Origin of the sequence: Leifsonia sp. NCR5, from assembly GCF_002105485.1 — a bacterium.
Taxonomy (GTDB): domain Bacteria; phylum Actinomycetota; class Actinomycetes; order Actinomycetales; family Microbacteriaceae; genus Leifsonia.
Genome location: NZ_NCSR01000002.1, coordinates 245,458 through 262,929, shown reverse-complemented (window position 1 = coordinate 262,929; position 17,472 = coordinate 245,458). Strand labels below are relative to the sequence as shown.

Here is a 17,472-nt window from a genome sequence, read left to right as displayed (position 1 = left end):
CCCGGCGTGTCGCGTGAATAAGTCCGGACTCGATTGCTGTGCGCGGCGGCCAGCTAAACTGGTGGGCGCCGCGTGCAGCGGCAGAAAGAGACGTGATCCGTGCCAGACAACCTCAAGCCCGAGCGCCCCGAACCGGGCGCGCTCGTGTCGCCTGACGACGATCTGACCATCTCGGTTCCGGAGAATCTCAGCATCGCCGTCGACCTTCCGCCCGCCCCGGCGCCCGAGGTGCCGGAGGACGAGGCCGCCGTCGCGATCGACGAGGTCCCCGTGGACCCCGGTTTCGTCGCGTCGCCCGCCGAGCCGACCACCATGTCGGTCGCCATCGTCGCCTCCCGGCACACCACGGGACCCACCGGCACCATCGCAGCGGACGCCGCCCAGGATGCGCAGCGCGACGTGCCGGATCTGCCGTCGTCCGACCCGTTCTCGCAGTCCCGCCGCGGGCGTCTGCGCGGCGAGCACTCGCAGCAGCCGGAGCCGGCCGCCATGCTCACCGCCGACCGCCTGCTGGAGGTCAACCGCAACACCCGCCCCGGCCCGGAGGGCGGCTGGCAGCGCTTCGTCTACAACGTCACCTTCCGGATGGTCAACCTCGGCGACTCCGCCAAGGCGCGCGCCCGCAAGGAGCTCGACCACCGCATCCAGAAGCAGTTCGAGGGCGGCACCCGCTTCGTCCCCGTGCTCACCCGCAAGGGCGGCGTCGGCAAGACCACCGTCACCACCCTGCTCGGGATGGCGCTGGCCGATGCCCGCGAAGACCGCATCGTCGCGATCGACGCGAACCCCGACCGCGGCACCCTGTCGGAGCGCGTCCCCAAGCAGACCCGTGCAACGGTGCGGGATGTGGTGCACAAGGCCGCGAGCATCGGCGGCTTCACCGACTTCTCCGCCCTCGTCTCCCGCGATGAGACCAGGCTCGACATCCTCGCCTCCGACACCGACCCTCTGCTCTCGGAGGCGTTCGATGAGAACGACTACAACGTGGTCGCCGACCTGTCCGCCCGGTTCTACTCGATCGTGCTCACCGACTGCGGAACCGGCATCGTCCACTCGGTGATGCGGGCCACCCTGCAGCGCGCAGACTCCGTGGTGATCGTCTCCGGCGGCAGCGTCGACGAGGCGCGTCTCGCGTCCGAGACGCTGACCTGGCTGGAGGCGAACGGCTACGGCGACCTCGTCAGGAACGCCGTCGTGGCGCTCAACACAGCCACCCAGGGAACCAACCTGGTGAAGCTCGAGGAGATCGAGTCGCACTTCCTGTCGCGCGTCCGCGACGTCGTGCGCATCCCGTACGACCCGCAGCTGGCCGCGGGCTCCGTCGTGTCGTACAAAGACCTGAAGCCCCTGACCAAGCAGTCGGCGCGCACGCTCGCCGCCCTGGTGGTCGAGGGCCTGCCCACCACCCGCGCCTGAGCCGCGCATCCCGTGCCCCTGCCAAGGAGACAGCTGTGACCGAACGTCAGATCCGCCTGTTCGGCGACCCCGTCCTGAAGACCGTGTCCGAGCCCATCGGAGACATCGACGACGGCGTGCGCGGCCTGGTGGAAGACCTGGTGGACAGCGTGCTGCCGCCCGGGCGAGCGGGCGTCGCCGCCCCGCAGATCGGCGTGAACCTGCGCGCGTTCAGCTACAACGTCGACGGCGAGATCGGCTACGTCATCAACCCGGTGCTCGTCGAGGTGTCCGGAGAGCCGGAGCTGGTGGACGAGGGCTGCCTGTCCGTGCCTGGCCTCTGGTTCAAGACCGCCCGCTACCCGTCGGCGACGGTGCGCGGCATCGACCTCGACGGCAACGAGATCGAGGTGTCCGGCACCGGCGTCATGGCGCAGGCGCTGCAGCACGAGACCGACCACCTCGACGGAAAGCTCTACCTCGACCGGCTGGACAAGGACAGCAGGCGCGAGGCGATGAAGCAGGTCCGCGAGTCGGACTGGTTCTGATCGGCCGTCTGGGTCCGTCTGACCCCTAGACTGGCGACATGCGTATCGCGGTCACCGGTGGATCAGGAAAACTCGGGCGCACGGTCGTCCGCGAGCTGAGGGCGGCGGGCAACACCGTCGTCAATCTGGATGCGACGGGGGAGCGCGGTCCCGGCTTCGTCCGCGTCGACCTCACCGACTACGGCCAGACCATCGACGCGATCCTCGGTGTCAACGACGTGCACGACGGTTTCGACGCGATCGTGCACCTCGCCGCGATCCCCGCACCGGGCATCCTGAGCGACGTCGCCACCTTCCACAACAACATCCGGGTCACGTACAACGTGTTCCAGGCGGCGCGCAGGGCGGGCATCCGGAACATCGTGTACGCGTCGAGCGAGACCGTGCTCGGCCTGCCGTTCGACGTGCCGCCGCCGTACATCCCGGTGGACGAGGACTACCCGGCCCGTCCGGAGAGCACGTACTCGCTGGTCAAGCACCTCGAGGAGCAGCTGGCCATCGAGCTGGTGCGCTGGGATCCAGCGCTCAAGATCGTGGCGCTGCGGTTCTCGAACGTGATGAACCCGGAGGACTACGCGGCGTTCCCCGGCTTCGATGCGGACGCGCAGGCGCGCAAGTGGAACCTGTGGGGCTACATCGACGCCAGAGACGGCGCGCAGGCGATCCTGCGGGCGCTGGAATGGGACACCACCGGGTTCGACCGCTTCATCATCGCCGCGGCCGACACCGTGATGACCCGCCCGAACGCCGAGCTCGTCGCCGAGGTGTTCCCCGGCGTGCCCCTGAAGGGCGAACTGGGGGTCAACGACTCGCTGCTGTCGATCGCCAAGGCCCGCAGGGTGCTCGGCTATGAGCCGGAGCACACCTGGCGGGACGAGGTCTGACCTGCCGCTGCGCTAGTGCGCCAGTGAGATGCCCTGCGTCGCCGGGGCTCCGCTGTAGATCCCGTCGATCACGTCGGCGAAGTCGGCCAGGATCACGTTGCGCTTGATGCTGAGCTTCGGCGTGAGGTGTCCGCTCGCCTCGGTGAGGTCCGTCGACAGGATCACGAACTTCCGGATGGACTCCGCGCGGGAGACCTTGCCGTTCGCCGCCTCGATGGCCCGCTCGATCTCGGCGTAGACGGCCGGGTTGACCGACGCTTCCGCGAGCGTCATGTCTTTGTCCTCGCCGTTGTTGGCGAGCCAGGTGGGCAGCATCTCGGTGTCGAGCGTGACCAGCGCTGCGATGAACGGCTTCTGGTCGCCGACGACGATCACCTGGCTGACCAGCGGGTTCGCCCGCACCGGGTCCTCCAGTGCAGCGGGGGAGACGTTCTTGCCGCCCGCGGTGACGATGATCTCCTTCTTGCGGCCGGTGATCGTGAGGAAGCCGTCGTCGTCGAACGAGCCGAGGTCACCCGTGCGGAACCAGCCGTCGTCGAACGCCGCCTCCGTCGCTTCCGGGTTCTTCCAGTACTCCTTGAAGACATTGATGCCCTTGACCTCGATCTCGTCGTCGTCCGCGAGACGCAGGGAGACGCCGGGGAGCGCGGGGCCGACCGTGCCGATCCGGAACGTGTCCGGCCGGTTCACCGTGGCGGGCGCCGTGGTCTCGGTGAGGCCGTAGCCCTCCAGGATCTTGATGTCGAGGCTGTGGAAGAAGTGGCCGAGGTGCGCGCCGAGCGGCGCGGAGCCGGACACGGCGTACTTCACCCTGCCGCCCATCGCGGCGCGGAGCTTGCTGTAGACCAGCCGGTCGAAGATCGCGAAGCGCAGGCGCAGGCCGAACGGCACGGCTCCGGCCTCGACGGCCTGGGAGTGCTCGACGGCCACGGCGGCGGCCTTGCGGAAGATCTTGCCCTTGCCGCCGGACTCCGCCTTCTGCTCGGCCGAGTTGTACACCTTCTCGAACACCCGGGGGACGGCGAGGAGGAATGTCGGCTTGAAGCTCGCGAGCGCGGGAAGCAGCTGCTTGGTGTCCGCCTGGTGGCCGACCTTCACCCCGGCCGTCACGCAGAGCACGGCGATGAAGCGCGCGAAGATGTGCGCGGTCGTGATGAACAGCAGAGTTGATGCGCCACCCGGCTGCATCACGACTTCCTTGAGCGCCTCCGCCGAGTTGCGGGACAGCTCGACGAAGTTGGAGTGCGTGAGGACGCATCCCTTCGGCCTGCCGGTCGAGCCGGAGGTGTAGATCAGCGTCCCGATGTCGTCACCGCGCGCGAGGTTCCTGCGGCGCTCGATCTCGCCGTCCGGGATGGCCGTGCCGGATGCGGCGAGCTTGTCCAGGTCGCCGAGGTGGATCTGCCACACGTTGCCGATGTCCGGGAGGTCGGCGTGCACCTCGTCGAACCTGGCGAACATCTCCGGCGTCTCCAGGATCACGGCGATGGCGCCGGAGTCACTCATGTTCCACTGCACCTGGGCGGGAGAGGAGGTCTCGTAGATCGGGACGAGCACGCCGCCGGCGAACCAGACGGCGAAGTCGATCAGCGACCACTCGTAGCGGGTCTTGCACATCAGCCCGATCTTGTCGCCCGGCTGGATCCCCGCCTGCACGAAGCCCTTCGACAGGGCGACGACCTGGCGCAGGAACTCCGCCGCCGTGAGGTCCTTCCAGCCGTCGCCGTCCGGGAGGCTGAACAGGGGCGCATCCGGAGTCGCAGCGACACGATCGACCAGAAGGTCGGTGGCGTTCGCCTCTGGGTCTGCTGGAACGATGGCGGGTGAATCGAACTGTTTCACGGTAGCTCCCTCGGTACCGGGGTGGACATCAGGCGGCCAGATGGCTTCCGCCGAACTGGGTAACTACACTCTAGATGGTGCGGATGTGAGTCTTCTGGCGCTCGCCGACTCCCGCGCGTTACCCGCAACTGAACGAAAGGCTGTCTGTGCACGCGATCGGTATCGACATCGGCGGAACGAAGATCGCAGGGGCAGTCGTCGACGAACTGGGCACGATCATCCGGGAGGACAGGGTGCCCACCGACGCAGCACAGCCGCACGAGATCGAGAACGCCGTCGTCGAGATGATCGAGCGGCTCTCCGACGGCCCGGAGGAGATCGCGGGGGCCGGAGTCGCCGCCGCCGGCTTCATCGACGCCGCGCAGTCCACCGTCTATTACGCCCCCAACATCAACTGGCGCAACGAGCCGTTCCGGGAGAAGCTCGAGAAGCGCCTCGACCTGCCGATCCTGATCGAGAACGACGCGAACGCCGCAGGATGGGCCGAGTTCCGCTACGGAGCAGGACGCCTGGTCAGCGACATGGTGATCCTCACGATCGGCACAGGCGTCGGCGGCGCGATCGTCAGCGGCGACCGGCTGTTCCGCGGCGGCTTCGGCGCCGGGGCGGAGGTCGGCCACATGCGCGTCGTCCCCGGCGGCCTGCCGTGCGGCTGCGGCGCCCACGGGTGCATCGAGCAGTACGGCTCCGGCCGCGCCCTGCAGCGCATGGCGAACGAGCTCGCTGACGCGGGCGGCATCGGGCAGACCCTCGCGGACGTGCGCTCCAGGAAGGGCTCGCTCAGCGGCACCGACATCAGCGAGCTGATCATGGCGGGCGACCCCGGCGCGCTCGCAGCGCTCCGCCAGCTCGGCGACTGGCTCGGCCAGGCGTGCGCGAGCCTCGGCGCCGTGCTCGACCCCCAGCTGTTCGTGTTCGGCGGCGGCGTCGCCCAGGCGGGGGAGCTGCTGCTCGAGCCGATCAGGCTCGCCTACCTGGAGAACCTCCCAGCGCGCGGCTTCCACCCGGAGCCGGAGTTCCGCATCGCCGAGCTCGTGAACGACGCCGGAGTGGTCGGCGCCGCCGACCTCGCACGGTTGCACGCGACCGCACGTTAGGCTGAGCCGGTGTTCTACTGGCTGATGAAGCACCTGATCGCGGGCCCCCTGCTGAAGGGGATCTTCCGCCCGTGGGTCGTCGGGCTCGAGAACGTGCCGGCGAACGGCGCCGTCATCCTGGCCAGCAACCACCTGTCGTTCATCGACTCGATCTTCCTGCCTCTCGTCGTCGACCGGCACGTCTCCTTTCTCGCCAAGAGCGACTACTTCACCAGGAAGGGCTTCAAAGGCTGGGCGACCAAGTCGTTCATGACCGCGACCGGCCAGATCCCGATCGACCGCTCCGGCGGGAAGGCGTCGGAGGACTCGCTCAACACCGGCCTCGCCGTGCTCTCGCGCGGCGAGATCCTCGGGATCTATCCGGAGGGAACGCGCAGCCCGGACGGCAAGCTCTACCGCGGCCGTACCGGCGTGGCCAGGATGATCCTGGAGGGCGAGGTGCCCGTCGTCCCCGTCGCGATGGTCGACACCGAGAAGATCATGCCGATCGGAACGCGCCTGCCGAAGATCGGCCGCATCGGCATCATCATCGGCGAACCGATCGACTTCTCCCGGTTCGAAGGGATGGAGGGCGACCGGTTCATCCTGCGCTCGGTCACCGACGAGATCATGTACCGGCTGCACGCGCTGAGCGAGCAGGAGTACGTGGATGTCTACGCCAGTAGCGTGAAGGAAAAGCGCGCAGCGCTTTCACGGTAGGCTCAAGTACCCGGCGCCGCCCGTGCGCCGAAACCACCCATCGGCATGCCGATTTCGAGGCACGCCCTGAACTGAGCGGAAGACCAGTGCTAGACACCTCCGATCCCGTCGTTTTGGCTGACGAGTCTGTGATCGAGGGCCTGGACTATTGGCGCACGCTCGAGATCAAGCAGCAGCCGACCTGGCCAGACCCAGATGCGGCGGCAGCGGCCTCCGCGGAGATCGCCACGCTGCCCCCTCTCGTCTTCGCGGGCGAGGTGGACCAGCTGCGCGAGCGGCTCGGCCGCGCGGCAGACGGCAAGGCGTTCCTACTGCAGGGCGGTGATTGCGCAGAGACCTTCGCAGGCGCGACGGCCGACCAGATCCGCAACAGGGTCAAGACCGTGCTGCAGATGGCCGTGGTGCTGACCTACGGCGCATCCATGCCTGTCATCAAGATGGGACGCATGGCCGGGCAGTTCGCCAAGCCGCGCTCCAGCGACACGGAGACGCGCGGCGGCGTGACGCTGCCCGCATACCGGGGCGACATCGTCAACGGCTACGACTTCACGCCGGAGTCGCGCCAGGCCGACCCGCGCAGGCTCGTGCAGGGCTACCACACGGCCGCATCTACGCTGAACCTCATCCGGGCGTTCACGCAGGGTGGTTTCGCCGACCTGCGCCAGGTGCACAGCTGGAACAGGGGCTTCGCAGCGAACCCGGCCAACCAGCGCTACGAGGGCCTCGCCAAGGAGATCGACCGCGCGATCAAGTTCATGGAGGCGGCAGGCGCCGACTTCGACGAGCTGAAGCGCGTGGAGTTCTACTCCAGCCACGAGGGCCTGCTCATGGACTACGAGCGTCCGATGACGCGCATCGACTCGCGCACGGGCACCCCGTACAACACGTCGGCGCACTTCATCTGGATCGGGGAGCGCACGCGCGACCTCGATGGAGCGCACGTCGACTTCCTGTCCAGGGTGCGCAACCCGATCGGCGTGAAGCTCGGCCCGTCGACCACCCCGGAGACGATGCTGGAGCTCATCGAGAAGCTCGACCCGAACCGCGAGCCAGGGCGTCTGACGTTCATCACGCGGATGGGTGCCGGCAAGATCCGGGATGCGCTTCCCCCACTGCTCGAAGCGATCAAGGCGTCCGACGCCCGCCCGCTGTGGGTCACCGACCCGATGCACGGCAACGGCCTGACGACTCCGAACGGCTACAAGACGCGTCGCTTCGACGACGTGGTGGACGAGGTCAAGGGCTTCTTCGAGGCGCACCGCGCCGCGGGGACGCACCCGGGCGGCATCCACGTGGAGCTGACCGGCGACGACGTGACCGAGTGCCTCGGCGGCTCGGAGCACATCGACGAGGAGACGTTGGCGACCCGCTACGAGTCGCTCTGCGACCCGCGCCTCAACCACATGCAGTCGCTCGAGCTCGCCTTCCTCGTCGCCGAGGAGCTCGCGGCCCGCTGACCCCACCCTGCCGAAGCCATCGAGCCGGGACTTATGCACGCGACACGCCGTCCGCGAGTGTGCATAAGTCCCGGCTCGATTGCGTGATCAGCCGAAGATGGGCTTGAACGCGACCTTGACGGTCGAGCCCTTCGTGACGTCGGTGCCCGCTGCCGGGTTGGTGCTCGCGACGATGGCGACACCCGGGAGGATGTCTGCTGTCTTGTCGTAGTCGAGCTGGAAGCCGGCGTCCTGGAGCATCTTCTTGGCGTCGATCCAGGTCTTGCCGGCCACGTCGGGCACCGGCACGGGCTCCGGGCCCTTCGACGTCTCGAGCAGCAGGGTGTCGCCCGGCTTCACCGGGGCGTCGCTCTGCGCCTGGGCCTGGATGACGTCGCCCTCGGGGACCGTGTCGCTGTAGCTCTGCGGGCCGGCGTCGACGAGCAGCCCGACGTCTTTGAGGATCGCCGTCGCGTCGGCGACCGACTTGCCGGCCACCGACGGGATGGGGCCGGCCGAGACCACGAGGCTCACCTTCGCGCCCTCGAAGTACTTGCCGCCGCCGGACAGGTCGGCGCCCTCCGCCGTCGAGGCGGCGAGCACCGTGTCCTTCGGCACCTTGGCGTCGAACTGCTCCGCGATCGGGCCGACCTGGGCGCCCGCGCTCGTGATCAGCGTCTTGGCCTTGTCGATCGGCTGGCCGGCGAGGGCGGGAATGTCGATCGGCTTCGGCCCCTGCGAGACCTTGATGGTGACGGTGCTGCCGCGGTTCGCGGACGCGCCGGGCTCAGGATCGGTGTTCGAGACCAGGCCGGTCGCGATCGTGGTGCTGTACTCCTGCCCGAGCGCCGTCTGGAAGCCGAGCGCCTTCAGCTGGGCCGCCGCCGCCTCGGGAGTCTTGCTCGCCACGTTCGGGATCTGCACCATCGAGCCGGGCCCCGAGCCGAAGTACCAGCCCGTGCCGCCCGCGACGCCGGCGAGCAGGATGACCAGCGCGAACAGCCACCATCCCTTGCCCCTCCTGCGCTTCGCCGTGGCGGTGAGCGTGTCGATGCTGCTCGGGGTGGTGGATGCGACCTGCTGCCGGACGGCGGGGTTGATGATCTGGGTGTCGCCGTCGGCGATGCCGGGGCCGAACGCCGGAGGCATGACCATCGTGGGCTGGAAGGACGCGGTCTCGCCCCTGATCGCCTTCTCCGCCTCGACGAGACGGTCGAGCATCTCCCTGGCGTCCTTCGGACGCTGGTCGGGGTCTTTCGCCGTCGCCCAGAGCACAAGGTCGTCGAGCTCGGGAGGAACCGAGGGGTTCTTGCTGCTCGGCGACGGCACGGCGTCGTTGGCATGCTGGTACGCGATCTGCATGGGCTGCTCGCCCTTGAACGGCTGCTCGCCGGTCAGCATCTCGAACATCATGATGCCGAGCGCGTAGATGTCGCTGCGCGCGTCGGCCACACCACGGGTGACGAGTTCGGGGGAGAGGTAGGCGATGGTGCCGAGCAGCGCCTGCCCGGTGGCCGTGTTGGCGCTCGCGGCGCGGGCGAGGCCGAAGTCGCCGATCTTGATGCGGCCGTCGTCGGCCAGCAGCACGTTCTCCGGCTTGAGGTCGCGGTGCACGATCCCCGCCTTGTGCGCGGCGGCGAGCCCGGAGAGCACGGCCTCCATGATGTCGATGGTCTGCTCGGGGGTGAGCTTGCCGTAGTCCTTGAGGAGGTCGCGCAGGGTGATGCCCGGCAGGTACTCCATCACCAGGTACGCCATGTCGGAGTCCTGGCCCTGGTCGAACACGTTGACCACGTTGGGATGCGCGAGCCTGGCGGCCGAGCGCGCCTCCTGGACGAAGCGGCTCTTGAAGGTGCTGTCGTCGGCGAGGTGGCCGTGCATGACCTTGATGGCGACCCGGCGCTCGAGGCGCAGATCGGTGGCGAGGTACACCGTCGCCATGCCGCCTCTGGCGATCCGCGAGCGCACCTGATAGCGGCCGTCGATAAGACGGCCGATCATGGGATCGGTCTGGCTCGTGGTCACGAGTCGAGTTTAGGGAAAGGGGTCTGCGCGAAGCCTGCAAAACACCGTGAACGGCCGGGCCGTGATCGCGTTGTGACCATCCGGCGCCCGATCAGCCGAGCTGGGCGAGCCAGGCCCGCGCCGACGCCTCCCATTTCGCGTACGCGTCCGGGTACGCGGAGATCTGGACGGCCTGGGCGGCCTGGGTCACGGTCATCGACGTCCAGCCGGGGATGTCGAGCAGACCGCGGGTGCGTCCCGCGTTCGGATTGTGCGGGCCGCCGTAGAAGGCGGTCGCTGCGAAACGCGGGTCGAGGATCTGGTCGGGCGTGCCCCATCCGGTGCTCGGGCGCTGCTGGAACAGGCCGAGCGAGTCGCGGTCTCCGTAGCGCACGTTGCGCATCCCGGACTCCTGGGCGGCGGCGGCGAGAGCGATGACGATGCCCTGGTCGCTCACGCCCTCCTGTCGGCCGACCTGCACGATGACGGCGGCGTTCGCCCGCATCTCGTCGGTCAGTGCGACGACGGCGCCGGTGGCCGGGGCGGGGATGGGGGCGGGAGCGACAGGCGCCGGAGCCGGAGCCGGCGCGGGAGCGGGGGCCACGGCGTGCGGCGTGTTCACCGCGGCGGTCGCCATCCCGGGGATGGTCACGAGCTGGCCGGGGAAGATGAGGCTGGAGCTGCTGAGGCCGTTGGCGCTCAGGACGGCGCTGGTCGCCACGCCGAACCGGGCGGCGATGCCGCTGATGGTGTCTCCGGACGCGACCTTGTACTTGCTCGCGGCGGGAACGGGCGACGGAGCGGTGACGGGGGTGGCCACGGCTCCTCCGCTGAGGGCGAGCACCTGGCCGGGGAAGATCAGGCTCTTCCAGCTGAGCCCGTTGAGGGCGAGGATGCTCGCGGTGGAGAGGCCGAAGCGACCGGCGATACCCGAGACGGTGTCTCCGTTCTGCACGCGGTAGCTCGCGGGAGCGGATGCGACGGCCGTTCGGGCGGTGGATGCGGTCTGGCCGCCGCCGATGGAGCTCACGGTGGAGTTCGCGCCGGTCTTCTGCGGCGCCTTCTCCTTGGCGCGCTCCGCCTCGCCGCTCTGCACTTCTGCGTGGGCGGGGGTCACCAGTCCGAGCGTGACGGCCACCGAGCTGGCGATGGCGATGGGCACGGTGCCGAAGAGCGAGCGCGTCGTGCGGCGCTGAGCGCGCGTCGGAGTGTCCGTCGTTGATTCGGCGCTGCTGTCGAGAATCGACATAGAACCTCCACCTCCGTGCTGTGTTGCGAGCCTCCACGCTGACACACAATGAATAAGGAGTCAATTAGTGTGACGGATGTGATTTGAGTTTACATGATCGTAACAATTGGATGCGCTCACGCTCCGCCCCGTCTCGTGGGAGGCTTGAGACGTGACTGAGCAAGCCCCAGCCCGCGAGTGGCTGACCATTCCCGACCTCGTCGACTCCCTCGGACTGGGCGTCAGCCGGGTCCGCCGCCTGATCGACGACCGCCACCTCGCGGCCAAGCGCATCGACGGCGTCCTCAAGGTCCCGTCCGACTTCATCAAAGACGGCCAGCCGCTCGGAGAGCTCCGCGGCACCCTGATCGTCCTCGGCGACGCAGGGTTCGACGACGAAGAGGCCGTCGATTGGCTGATCGAGGAGGAGGAGACCCTCGGGGCCGCTCCCATCGACGCGTTGCGCGCCGGCCGCAAGGCCGAGGTGCGGAGGGTCGCCCAGGCTCTCGCCTGAGTGGTCGCCCCTCCGGTGCGTCAGTAGTTCCTGCGGGTGACCGTCACGGCCAGCTCGCGCAGCTGAGCCTTGGCCTGCGCGCCGATCGGTGCGGACTCGAGCGCCTCGATCGCCCTGGCCACGTTGTCGGCGATCAGCTTCTCCACCTTGTCGACGGCTCCGGATGCCCGGATCGTCATCTGCATGGTCTCGATCTGCTGCGCCGTCAGCGACGGGTCGCCGAGCAGTTCGTCGAGGGTGGAGCGCGCTCCGCTCGGGATGGCCTCCCTGGTGAGCGCGATCAGCACCGTGCGCTTGCCCTCGCGGAGGTCGTCGCCGCTCGGCTTTCCGGTGACGGACGCGTCGCCGAACACTCCGAGCAGGTCGTCGCGCAGCTGGTACGCGATCCCGAGCGGGAGGCCGAACGAGCGCAGGGCGTCGAGCTGGCCGAGCGTCGCCCCGGCGAGGCTCGCGCCGATGAGCAGGGGAGCCTCGATGCTGTATTTGGCCGACTTGTAGACGATGACGCGCTCGGCGCGCTCCAGCTGGTCGGTGTCCGGCTGGCTGCTCCAGCCGATCTCCTCGAAGATGTCGAGGTACTGACCGGCCATCACGTCGATGCGCATCCTGTTGAACTCGGCCCGCGCCGCCCGCCTGGCCGACGGGCTGACCACCTCGGTGAGCGATTCGTCGAACAGCTCGTCGCTCAGGATCAGCAGCAGGTCGCCGAGCAGGGTCGCAGCCCCCGTGCCGAAGGCGGCGCCGGAGCCCTGCCAGCGGTTGGTCGCGTGCAGCTCCTCGAAGCGGCGGTGGGCGGCCGGTGCGCCGCGGCGGGTGTCCGAGTTGTCGATGATGTCGTCGTGCACGAGCGCTGCGGCGTGGAACACCTCCAGGGCGCTCGCGGCGGAGACCACGGCGTCGAGCGGACCGCCCGGTGTGATGGGCGCCTCGACGTCATCGTCTCCGGCCGATCGGACCGCCTGCCAGCCCCAGAAACAGAACAGTGCGCGGAAACGCTTGCCGCCGCTGAGAAAATCCCGGGAGTAAGCCGCGATCGGGGAGAGTTCGTCCGCGATGGAGACGAGAATGGATGCGCGTGCATCGAGGAACCCATCGATTCTGGACTGGATGAGGTCGACGAACCGAATGCTTTCTGACACACGCCTAGCCTAGCCATCGCGGCGGGACTAGAATCAGGCTCACAACGCCACGAACCCGGGAAAGAGGGGGAAACGGATGCCGCTTTCGGAACATGAGCAGCGCCTCCTCGAAGAGATGGAGCGCAGCCTCTATCAGAACGACGCAGATTTCGTCGCGAAGGTCGGGGGCACGCGAGCTCGCCCCGCATACCGGTCTATCGTCCTCGGCATCCTGATCGCCGTCGTCGGCATCGGGACCCTGGTCACCGGGGTCTTCGTGCAGCAGCCGCTCGTCGGCATCCTCGGCTTCGTGGTGATGTTCGCCGGCGTCCTGCTGGCCATCGCCCCCGGCAAGCGCATCGCGCCGGATCCGGATGCGGCCACGTCGTCGTCCTCCCGGGGCGCCAAGCAGGGCAAGGCGGCCCAGGCCGGGTTCATGAACAAGCTCAACGACCGCTGGGACAAGCGCCAGGACGGGCAGGGCTAGCCCGCCACCCACCGCGCTCCACCGCACTCCCTTTTCGGGCCGATCTTCGGATCGGCCCTTTTTTTGTGCCCTTTTCACGCCACTGGCGTCTCAAATCCATCCACTTTCCTCCACCGTGATAATCCTTGATTTTCTGCGACAGTTTGACCCCACAACGGGGATTTATTCCCGAAGTTGCTGATTTTGTGGATGGTTGTGGAGTAAAGTGGAGCCACACCGCAACCTTGGCCGGAAGAGTGGGGGGAGTCACCGATGTTTCTCGGTACGTACGCCCCCAAACTCGACGAAAAAGGGCGCATCATCCTGCCGGCCAAATTCCGGGATGAACTCGCGTCCGGCATCGTCCTCACTCGCGGCCAGGAGCACTGCGTCTACGTCTTCAGTCAGCGCGAGTTCGAGGCGCTGCACGAGAAGATCCGCCAGGCGCCGGTGACGAGCAAGCAGGCCCGCGACTACCTCCGCGTCTTCCTCTCCGGGGCGAGCGCAGAGGTTCCGGACAAGCAGCACCGCGTGACGGTGCCGACGGCCCTCCGCTCGTATGCGGGACTCGATCGCGACCTGGTCGTGATCGGCGCGGGAAGCCGCGCGGAGATCTGGGACGCACAGGCATGGGAGACCTACCTGGCCGAGCAGGAAGCAACATTCGCCAACACCACAGAGGAGGTGATTCCGGGACTCTTCTAGCCCCTGACGCCTGACTCCCAGCCATTCATCGCCCTGACGCACTTCCCCGGCGCCAGGTACCGAATGGATGGGGATCAGGATTCAGGAGCCGGTCCTCTCGCATCATGACCGACGATCAGATTCACACCCCGGTACTCCTCGAGCGCTGCATCGAGCTGCTGGCCCCCGCCCTCGAAAAGCCGGGAGCCGTCTTCGTCGATGCCACCCTCGGCATGGGAGGGCACTCGGCCGGCATCCTCGAGCGCTTCCCCGACGTCACCCTGGTCGGCCTCGACCGCGACCCGGACGCCCTCGCCATCGCGGGGGAGCGGCTGGCGCGGTTCGGCGACCGCATCCACCTGGTGCACACGGTCTACGACGGCATCCAGGATGCGCTCGACGGGCTGGGCATCGACGAGGTGCACGGCATCCTCTTCGACCTGGGCGTCTCATCGCTGCAGCTGGACAGGGTGGAGCGCGGCTTCTCGTACTCGAAGGATGCGCCGCTCGACATGCGCATGGACGGCACGAGCGAGCTGACGGCAGCCACGATCCTCGCCGAGTACAGCGAGGCGGACCTGCGCCGCATCTTCCGTGAGTACGGCGAGGAGAAGCTGGCGGCGCGCTACGCCCAGAAGATCGTCGCGGCCCGCGAGGTCGAGCCGTTCGTGCGGTCGGCCCAGCTGGTCGACGTGATCACCAAGGCCACCCCGGTGGCCGTCCAGCGTCAGGGACACCCGGCCAAGCGCGTCTTCCAGGCGCTGCGGATCGAGGTCAACCAGGAGCTGTCCGTGCTCGAGCGGGCGATTCCCGCCGCCATCGATGCGCTCGCGGTCGGGGGCCGCATCGTCGTCGAGGCGTACCAGTCGCTCGAAGACAGGATCGTGAAGCGCGAGCTGCAGACGAGGTCCACCTCCAGCGCCCCAGCCGGACTGCCGGTGGAGCTGCCGGAGCACCGGCCGGAGCTGAAGCTGCTGATCCGCGGCGCCGAGCTGGCGAATGACGAAGAGAAGGCGGCCAACCCGAGAGCGACACCCGTTCGTCTCCGTGCAGCCGAACGCGTGAGGAGGGGCTCGTGAGCACCAATCTGGCCGAGAAGCGCCCATCCGTCGGCTGGATCGGCCGCACAGCACCGCAGCAGGAGGTCGAGGAGCGGCCGAGCCACCTCGAGGTCGTCACCACCAGGAGCCAGCGCCGCGCCCGCCCGCGCACCGTCTACGCGATCATCGCGGTCGGCGTGCTGTTCGGCGTCGTCGTCGCGCAGCTGCTGATGAGCATCGCCGTCTCGCAGGGTGCGTACCAGCTCAACACGCTGCAGGACAAGCAGACCGAACTGCAGCGCTCGTACCAGGCCGCGTCGGAAGACCTCAACCGGCTCTCCTCCCCGCAGAACCTGGCGGCGAACGCCAACGCGCTCGGGATGGTGACCAACAGCAACCCCGTCTACCTCCGGCTGTCCGACGGCGCAGTCCTCGGCGCCCCGATCCCGGCCAACGGGGCGGCGGGCACGGTGACCGGCGGTCAGGGCAACCTCGTCCCGAACTCGCTGCTCGCCGGCGTGCCGCTCGCCGCGGCGAAGACCCCGGCCGCCAACGCCACGGCGACGCCGCTCAGCGGCGCGGCCGCAGGGCAGAGCGCGGGCCAGGGCACCGGCCAGCCAGCGGGCGCGACGGCGACGGGCGTCGAAACTGGGAATTCCGGAGGCACGAGCGCGCCGGACAAGGCGGCGACACCTCCGCCCATACCGTTGGACGGAGCGTTGCCGACCCCGGTGACGCACTGACGCGGGGACGAGTTCCAATCGTGCTTACGAGAAAGATGATGCGGCGCAGGACCGCCATCACCGTCGTCGCCGTCGCGGCGACCGTCGGCATCCTGGGCGGCAAACTGGTCGACATCCAGGTCGTCAACGCCGCCGAGCTGCAGAAGAAGTCCGTCAACGCCAAAGAGGTCGAGACGAAGCTCCTCGGGGCACGAGGCAGCATCGTCGACGCGAACGGCACCGTGCTGGCGGACACCGTGTACAAGTACACCGCCGCCGTCTCTCCCAAGGACGCGGTGGCCGGCAAAGACGGCCAGGCCAAGATGGTGGAGGCGGCAGGCAAGATCGGCGCGATCACCGGCCAGGGCGGCGCCGCGGTGCAGAAGATCATCGAGGACGCGCTCAAGGCCAACCCGAAGTCGCAGTACGCGCTCGTGAAGACGGGCATCGACGTCGGGGCGTTCACCAAGCTCGACAAGCTCCCGTATCCGTGGCTCACCTTCACCAAGGTGCCGGCGCGCACCTACCCGAACGGCGCTGTCGCCGGCAACCTCCTCGGCTTCGTCTCGGCCGGAGGCCTCGGCGGACTCGAGGACAGCGAGAACACCTGCCTCGCCGGCGAGAACGGGTCGCAGACCTACCAGCGCGGCGCAGACGGCGTCGCGATCCCCGGCAGCACCGTCACGCAGAAGCCCGCGAAGGACGGCGGGACGCTCAAGCTCACCATCGACCGCGACCTGCAGTGGTTCACCGAGCAGACGCTCGCGCAGCAGGTCGCATCCACCGGCTCGAAGTTCGGCTTCGTCACGGTCGCCGAGGCGAAGACGGGCAAGATCAAGGCGATCGCGCAGTGGCCGGCCCTCGACCCGAACAACATCGACGCGACGGATTCGCAGTACTGGGGTCTGCTCCCCTTCACCACGCCGTACGAGCCGGGCTCGACGTTCAAGGCGCTCACCGCGAGCATGCTCATCGACCAGGGCAAGGCCAGCCCGACGAGCGAAGTGCTCGCACCGTACCGCTTCGTCTCCGGCCAGGGCGCCGACCTGCACGACTCCGGCTACCACGACCCGGAACGACTCACCCTCACCGGCGTGCTGATGAACTCGTCCAACGTCGGGATGTCCCTGCTCGGCAAGGCGCTCACCGACCAGACCCGCTACGACTACCTCAAGAAGTTCGGCATCGGCGACGCCACCGGCGTGCCGTACCCCGGCCAGTCCGACGGCATCCTGAACCCGGTGGCCGACTGGGACGACCAGACCAAGTACGCGACCATGTTCGGCCAGGGCGTCTCCGCGACCCAGGTGCAGATGGTCGGCGCGTACCAGGCCCTCGCCAACGGCGGCAAGCGCATCCCGCTGTCGCTCGTCGAGGGATGCACGAAGTCGGACGGCACCGTCGTCGACGCTCCGAACCGGAAGCCGACGCAGGTCGTCTCGGCCGACGCGGCCAACACGACACTCGGGATGATGGAGAGCGTCGTGACCAGCGGAGAGCTCGCGAAACAGCTGCAGATCCCCGGCTACCGGGTCGCTGCGAAGACCGGAACGGCGCAGCAGCCGGACGGCAACGGCGGCTACCTCCCGTCGTACTACGTCTCGGTGATGGGCGTCGCTCCCGTCGACGATCCGCAGTACGTCGTTTCGGTCAACCTCGGATACCCGACTACCATTACTTCGTCGGCAGCAGCCGCTCCGCTGTTCCACACGATCATGAGTCAGGTGCTGAAGACCTACCGGGTGAAGCCTTCGACGTCCACCCCGGCCGACTACCCTCCGTACTACTGAAAGTG

16 protein-coding genes are annotated in these 17,472 nt (G+C 68.4%); 12 read left to right on the top strand and 4 right to left on the bottom strand.

The window, feature by feature from the left end; all coding sequences use genetic code 11:
• Positions 1 to 99: 99 nt before the first annotated feature.
• From B7438_RS03240 to B7438_RS03230, 3 genes are read left to right on the top strand one after another with little or no spacing between them, the layout of a single operon-like run.
• The gene (locus B7438_RS03240) at positions 100 to 1,416 is read left to right on the top strand and encodes a MinD/ParA family protein (RefSeq protein ID WP_085368006.1); all 1,317 of its coding nucleotides are present in this window, start codon (positions 100 to 102) and stop codon (positions 1,414 to 1,416) included.
• 35 nt (positions 1,417 to 1,451) lie between these two features.
• Positions 1,452 to 1,943, top strand: coding sequence for a peptide deformylase (gene def, locus B7438_RS03235; RefSeq protein ID WP_085368004.1), 492 nt, complete (start codon positions 1,452 to 1,454; stop codon positions 1,941 to 1,943).
• A 38-nt stretch (positions 1,944 to 1,981) separates the two neighbouring features.
• Positions 1,982 to 2,827 (top strand): NAD(P)-dependent oxidoreductase, encoded by an 846-nt coding sequence (locus B7438_RS03230; RefSeq protein ID WP_085368002.1) that lies wholly within the window; start codon positions 1,982 to 1,984, stop codon positions 2,825 to 2,827.
• 12 nt (positions 2,828 to 2,839) lie between these two features.
• Here B7438_RS03230 and B7438_RS03225 read toward each other — a convergent pair whose 3' ends face one another.
• A complete protein-coding gene (locus B7438_RS03225) occupies positions 2,840 to 4,669 on the bottom strand; it encodes a long-chain fatty acid--CoA ligase (protein WP_085368000.1) in 1,830 nt (609 codons plus the stop codon).
• 146 nt (positions 4,670 to 4,815) lie between these two features.
• Here B7438_RS03225 and B7438_RS03220 point away from each other — a divergent pair, with 146 nt between their 5' ends.
• The 3 genes from B7438_RS03220 (at position 4,816) to B7438_RS03210 (ending at position 7,922) form a co-directional block, all read left to right on the top strand.
• The gene (locus B7438_RS03220; protein WP_085367999.1) at positions 4,816 to 5,766 is read left to right on the top strand and encodes an ROK family glucokinase; all 951 of its coding nucleotides are present in this window, start codon (positions 4,816 to 4,818) and stop codon (positions 5,764 to 5,766) included.
• Between the two features lie 9 nt (positions 5,767 to 5,775).
• The gene (locus tag B7438_RS03215) at positions 5,776 to 6,465 is read left to right on the top strand and encodes a 1-acyl-sn-glycerol-3-phosphate acyltransferase (RefSeq protein WP_085367997.1); all 690 of its coding nucleotides are present in this window, start codon (positions 5,776 to 5,778) and stop codon (positions 6,463 to 6,465) included.
• Positions 6,466 to 6,593: 128 nt separating this feature from the next.
• Entirely contained in the window at positions 6,594 to 7,922 is a 1,329-nt protein-coding gene (locus B7438_RS03210) for a class II 3-deoxy-7-phosphoheptulonate synthase (RefSeq protein ID WP_143465573.1), read from the top strand.
• Between the two features lie 87 nt (positions 7,923 to 8,009).
• Here the strand turns inward: B7438_RS03210 and pknB are convergent, their stop codons facing one another.
• Together pknB and B7438_RS03200 are read right to left on the bottom strand one after the other, a co-directional pair.
• The gene (gene pknB, locus B7438_RS03205; RefSeq protein ID WP_085367994.1) at positions 8,010 to 9,926 is read right to left on the bottom strand and encodes a Stk1 family PASTA domain-containing Ser/Thr kinase; all 1,917 of its coding nucleotides are present in this window, start codon (positions 9,924 to 9,926) and stop codon (positions 8,010 to 8,012) included.
• Between the two features lie 91 nt (positions 9,927 to 10,017).
• Positions 10,018 to 11,154 (bottom strand): LysM peptidoglycan-binding domain-containing protein, encoded by a 1,137-nt coding sequence (locus B7438_RS03200; RefSeq protein ID WP_085367992.1) that lies wholly within the window; start codon positions 11,152 to 11,154, stop codon positions 10,018 to 10,020.
• A 151-nt stretch (positions 11,155 to 11,305) separates the two neighbouring features.
• On the opposite strand from B7438_RS03200, the gene B7438_RS03195 reads away from it, so the two are divergent.
• Positions 11,306 to 11,647 (top strand): Rv2175c family DNA-binding protein, encoded by a 342-nt coding sequence (locus tag B7438_RS03195; RefSeq protein ID WP_085367990.1) that lies wholly within the window; start codon positions 11,306 to 11,308, stop codon positions 11,645 to 11,647.
• A gap of 20 nt (positions 11,648 to 11,667) precedes the next feature.
• Here the strand turns inward: B7438_RS03195 and B7438_RS03190 are convergent, their stop codons facing one another.
• Positions 11,668 to 12,786 carry a polyprenyl synthetase family protein gene (locus tag B7438_RS03190; RefSeq protein WP_085367988.1) on the bottom strand — a complete coding sequence of 373 codons (1,119 nt, stop codon included), beginning with the start codon at positions 12,784 to 12,786 and terminating at the stop codon, positions 11,668 to 11,670.
• Positions 12,787 to 12,862: 76 nt separating this feature from the next.
• Between B7438_RS03190 and B7438_RS03185 the strand changes: the two genes are divergently transcribed.
• From B7438_RS03185 to B7438_RS03165, 5 genes are all read left to right on the top strand, one after another.
• Positions 12,863 to 13,252: a DUF3040 domain-containing protein gene (locus tag B7438_RS03185; protein WP_085367987.1), complete on the top strand. Its 390-nt coding sequence runs from the start codon at positions 12,863 to 12,865 to the stop codon at positions 13,250 to 13,252.
• A 252-nt stretch (positions 13,253 to 13,504) separates the two neighbouring features.
• Complete coding sequence (mraZ, locus tag B7438_RS03180; RefSeq protein WP_085367985.1) at positions 13,505 to 13,936, top strand: division/cell wall cluster transcriptional repressor MraZ; 432 nt, start codon at positions 13,505 to 13,507, stop codon at positions 13,934 to 13,936.
• 104 nt (positions 13,937 to 14,040) lie between these two features.
• Complete coding sequence (gene rsmH, locus B7438_RS03175) at positions 14,041 to 14,994, top strand: 16S rRNA (cytosine(1402)-N(4))-methyltransferase RsmH (RefSeq protein ID WP_085367983.1); 954 nt, start codon at positions 14,041 to 14,043, stop codon at positions 14,992 to 14,994.
• Positions 14,991 to 15,698, top strand: a complete 708-nt coding sequence (locus tag B7438_RS03170; protein WP_179150705.1) for a hypothetical protein — start codon at positions 14,991 to 14,993, stop codon at positions 15,696 to 15,698. Before rsmH ends, B7438_RS03170 begins: the two co-directional genes overlap by 4 nt.
• Positions 15,699 to 15,718: 20 nt before the next feature.
• A complete protein-coding gene (locus B7438_RS03165; RefSeq protein ID WP_085367981.1) occupies positions 15,719 to 17,467 on the top strand; it encodes a penicillin-binding protein 2 in 1,749 nt (582 codons plus the stop codon).
• Positions 17,468 to 17,472 lie beyond the last annotated feature (5 nt).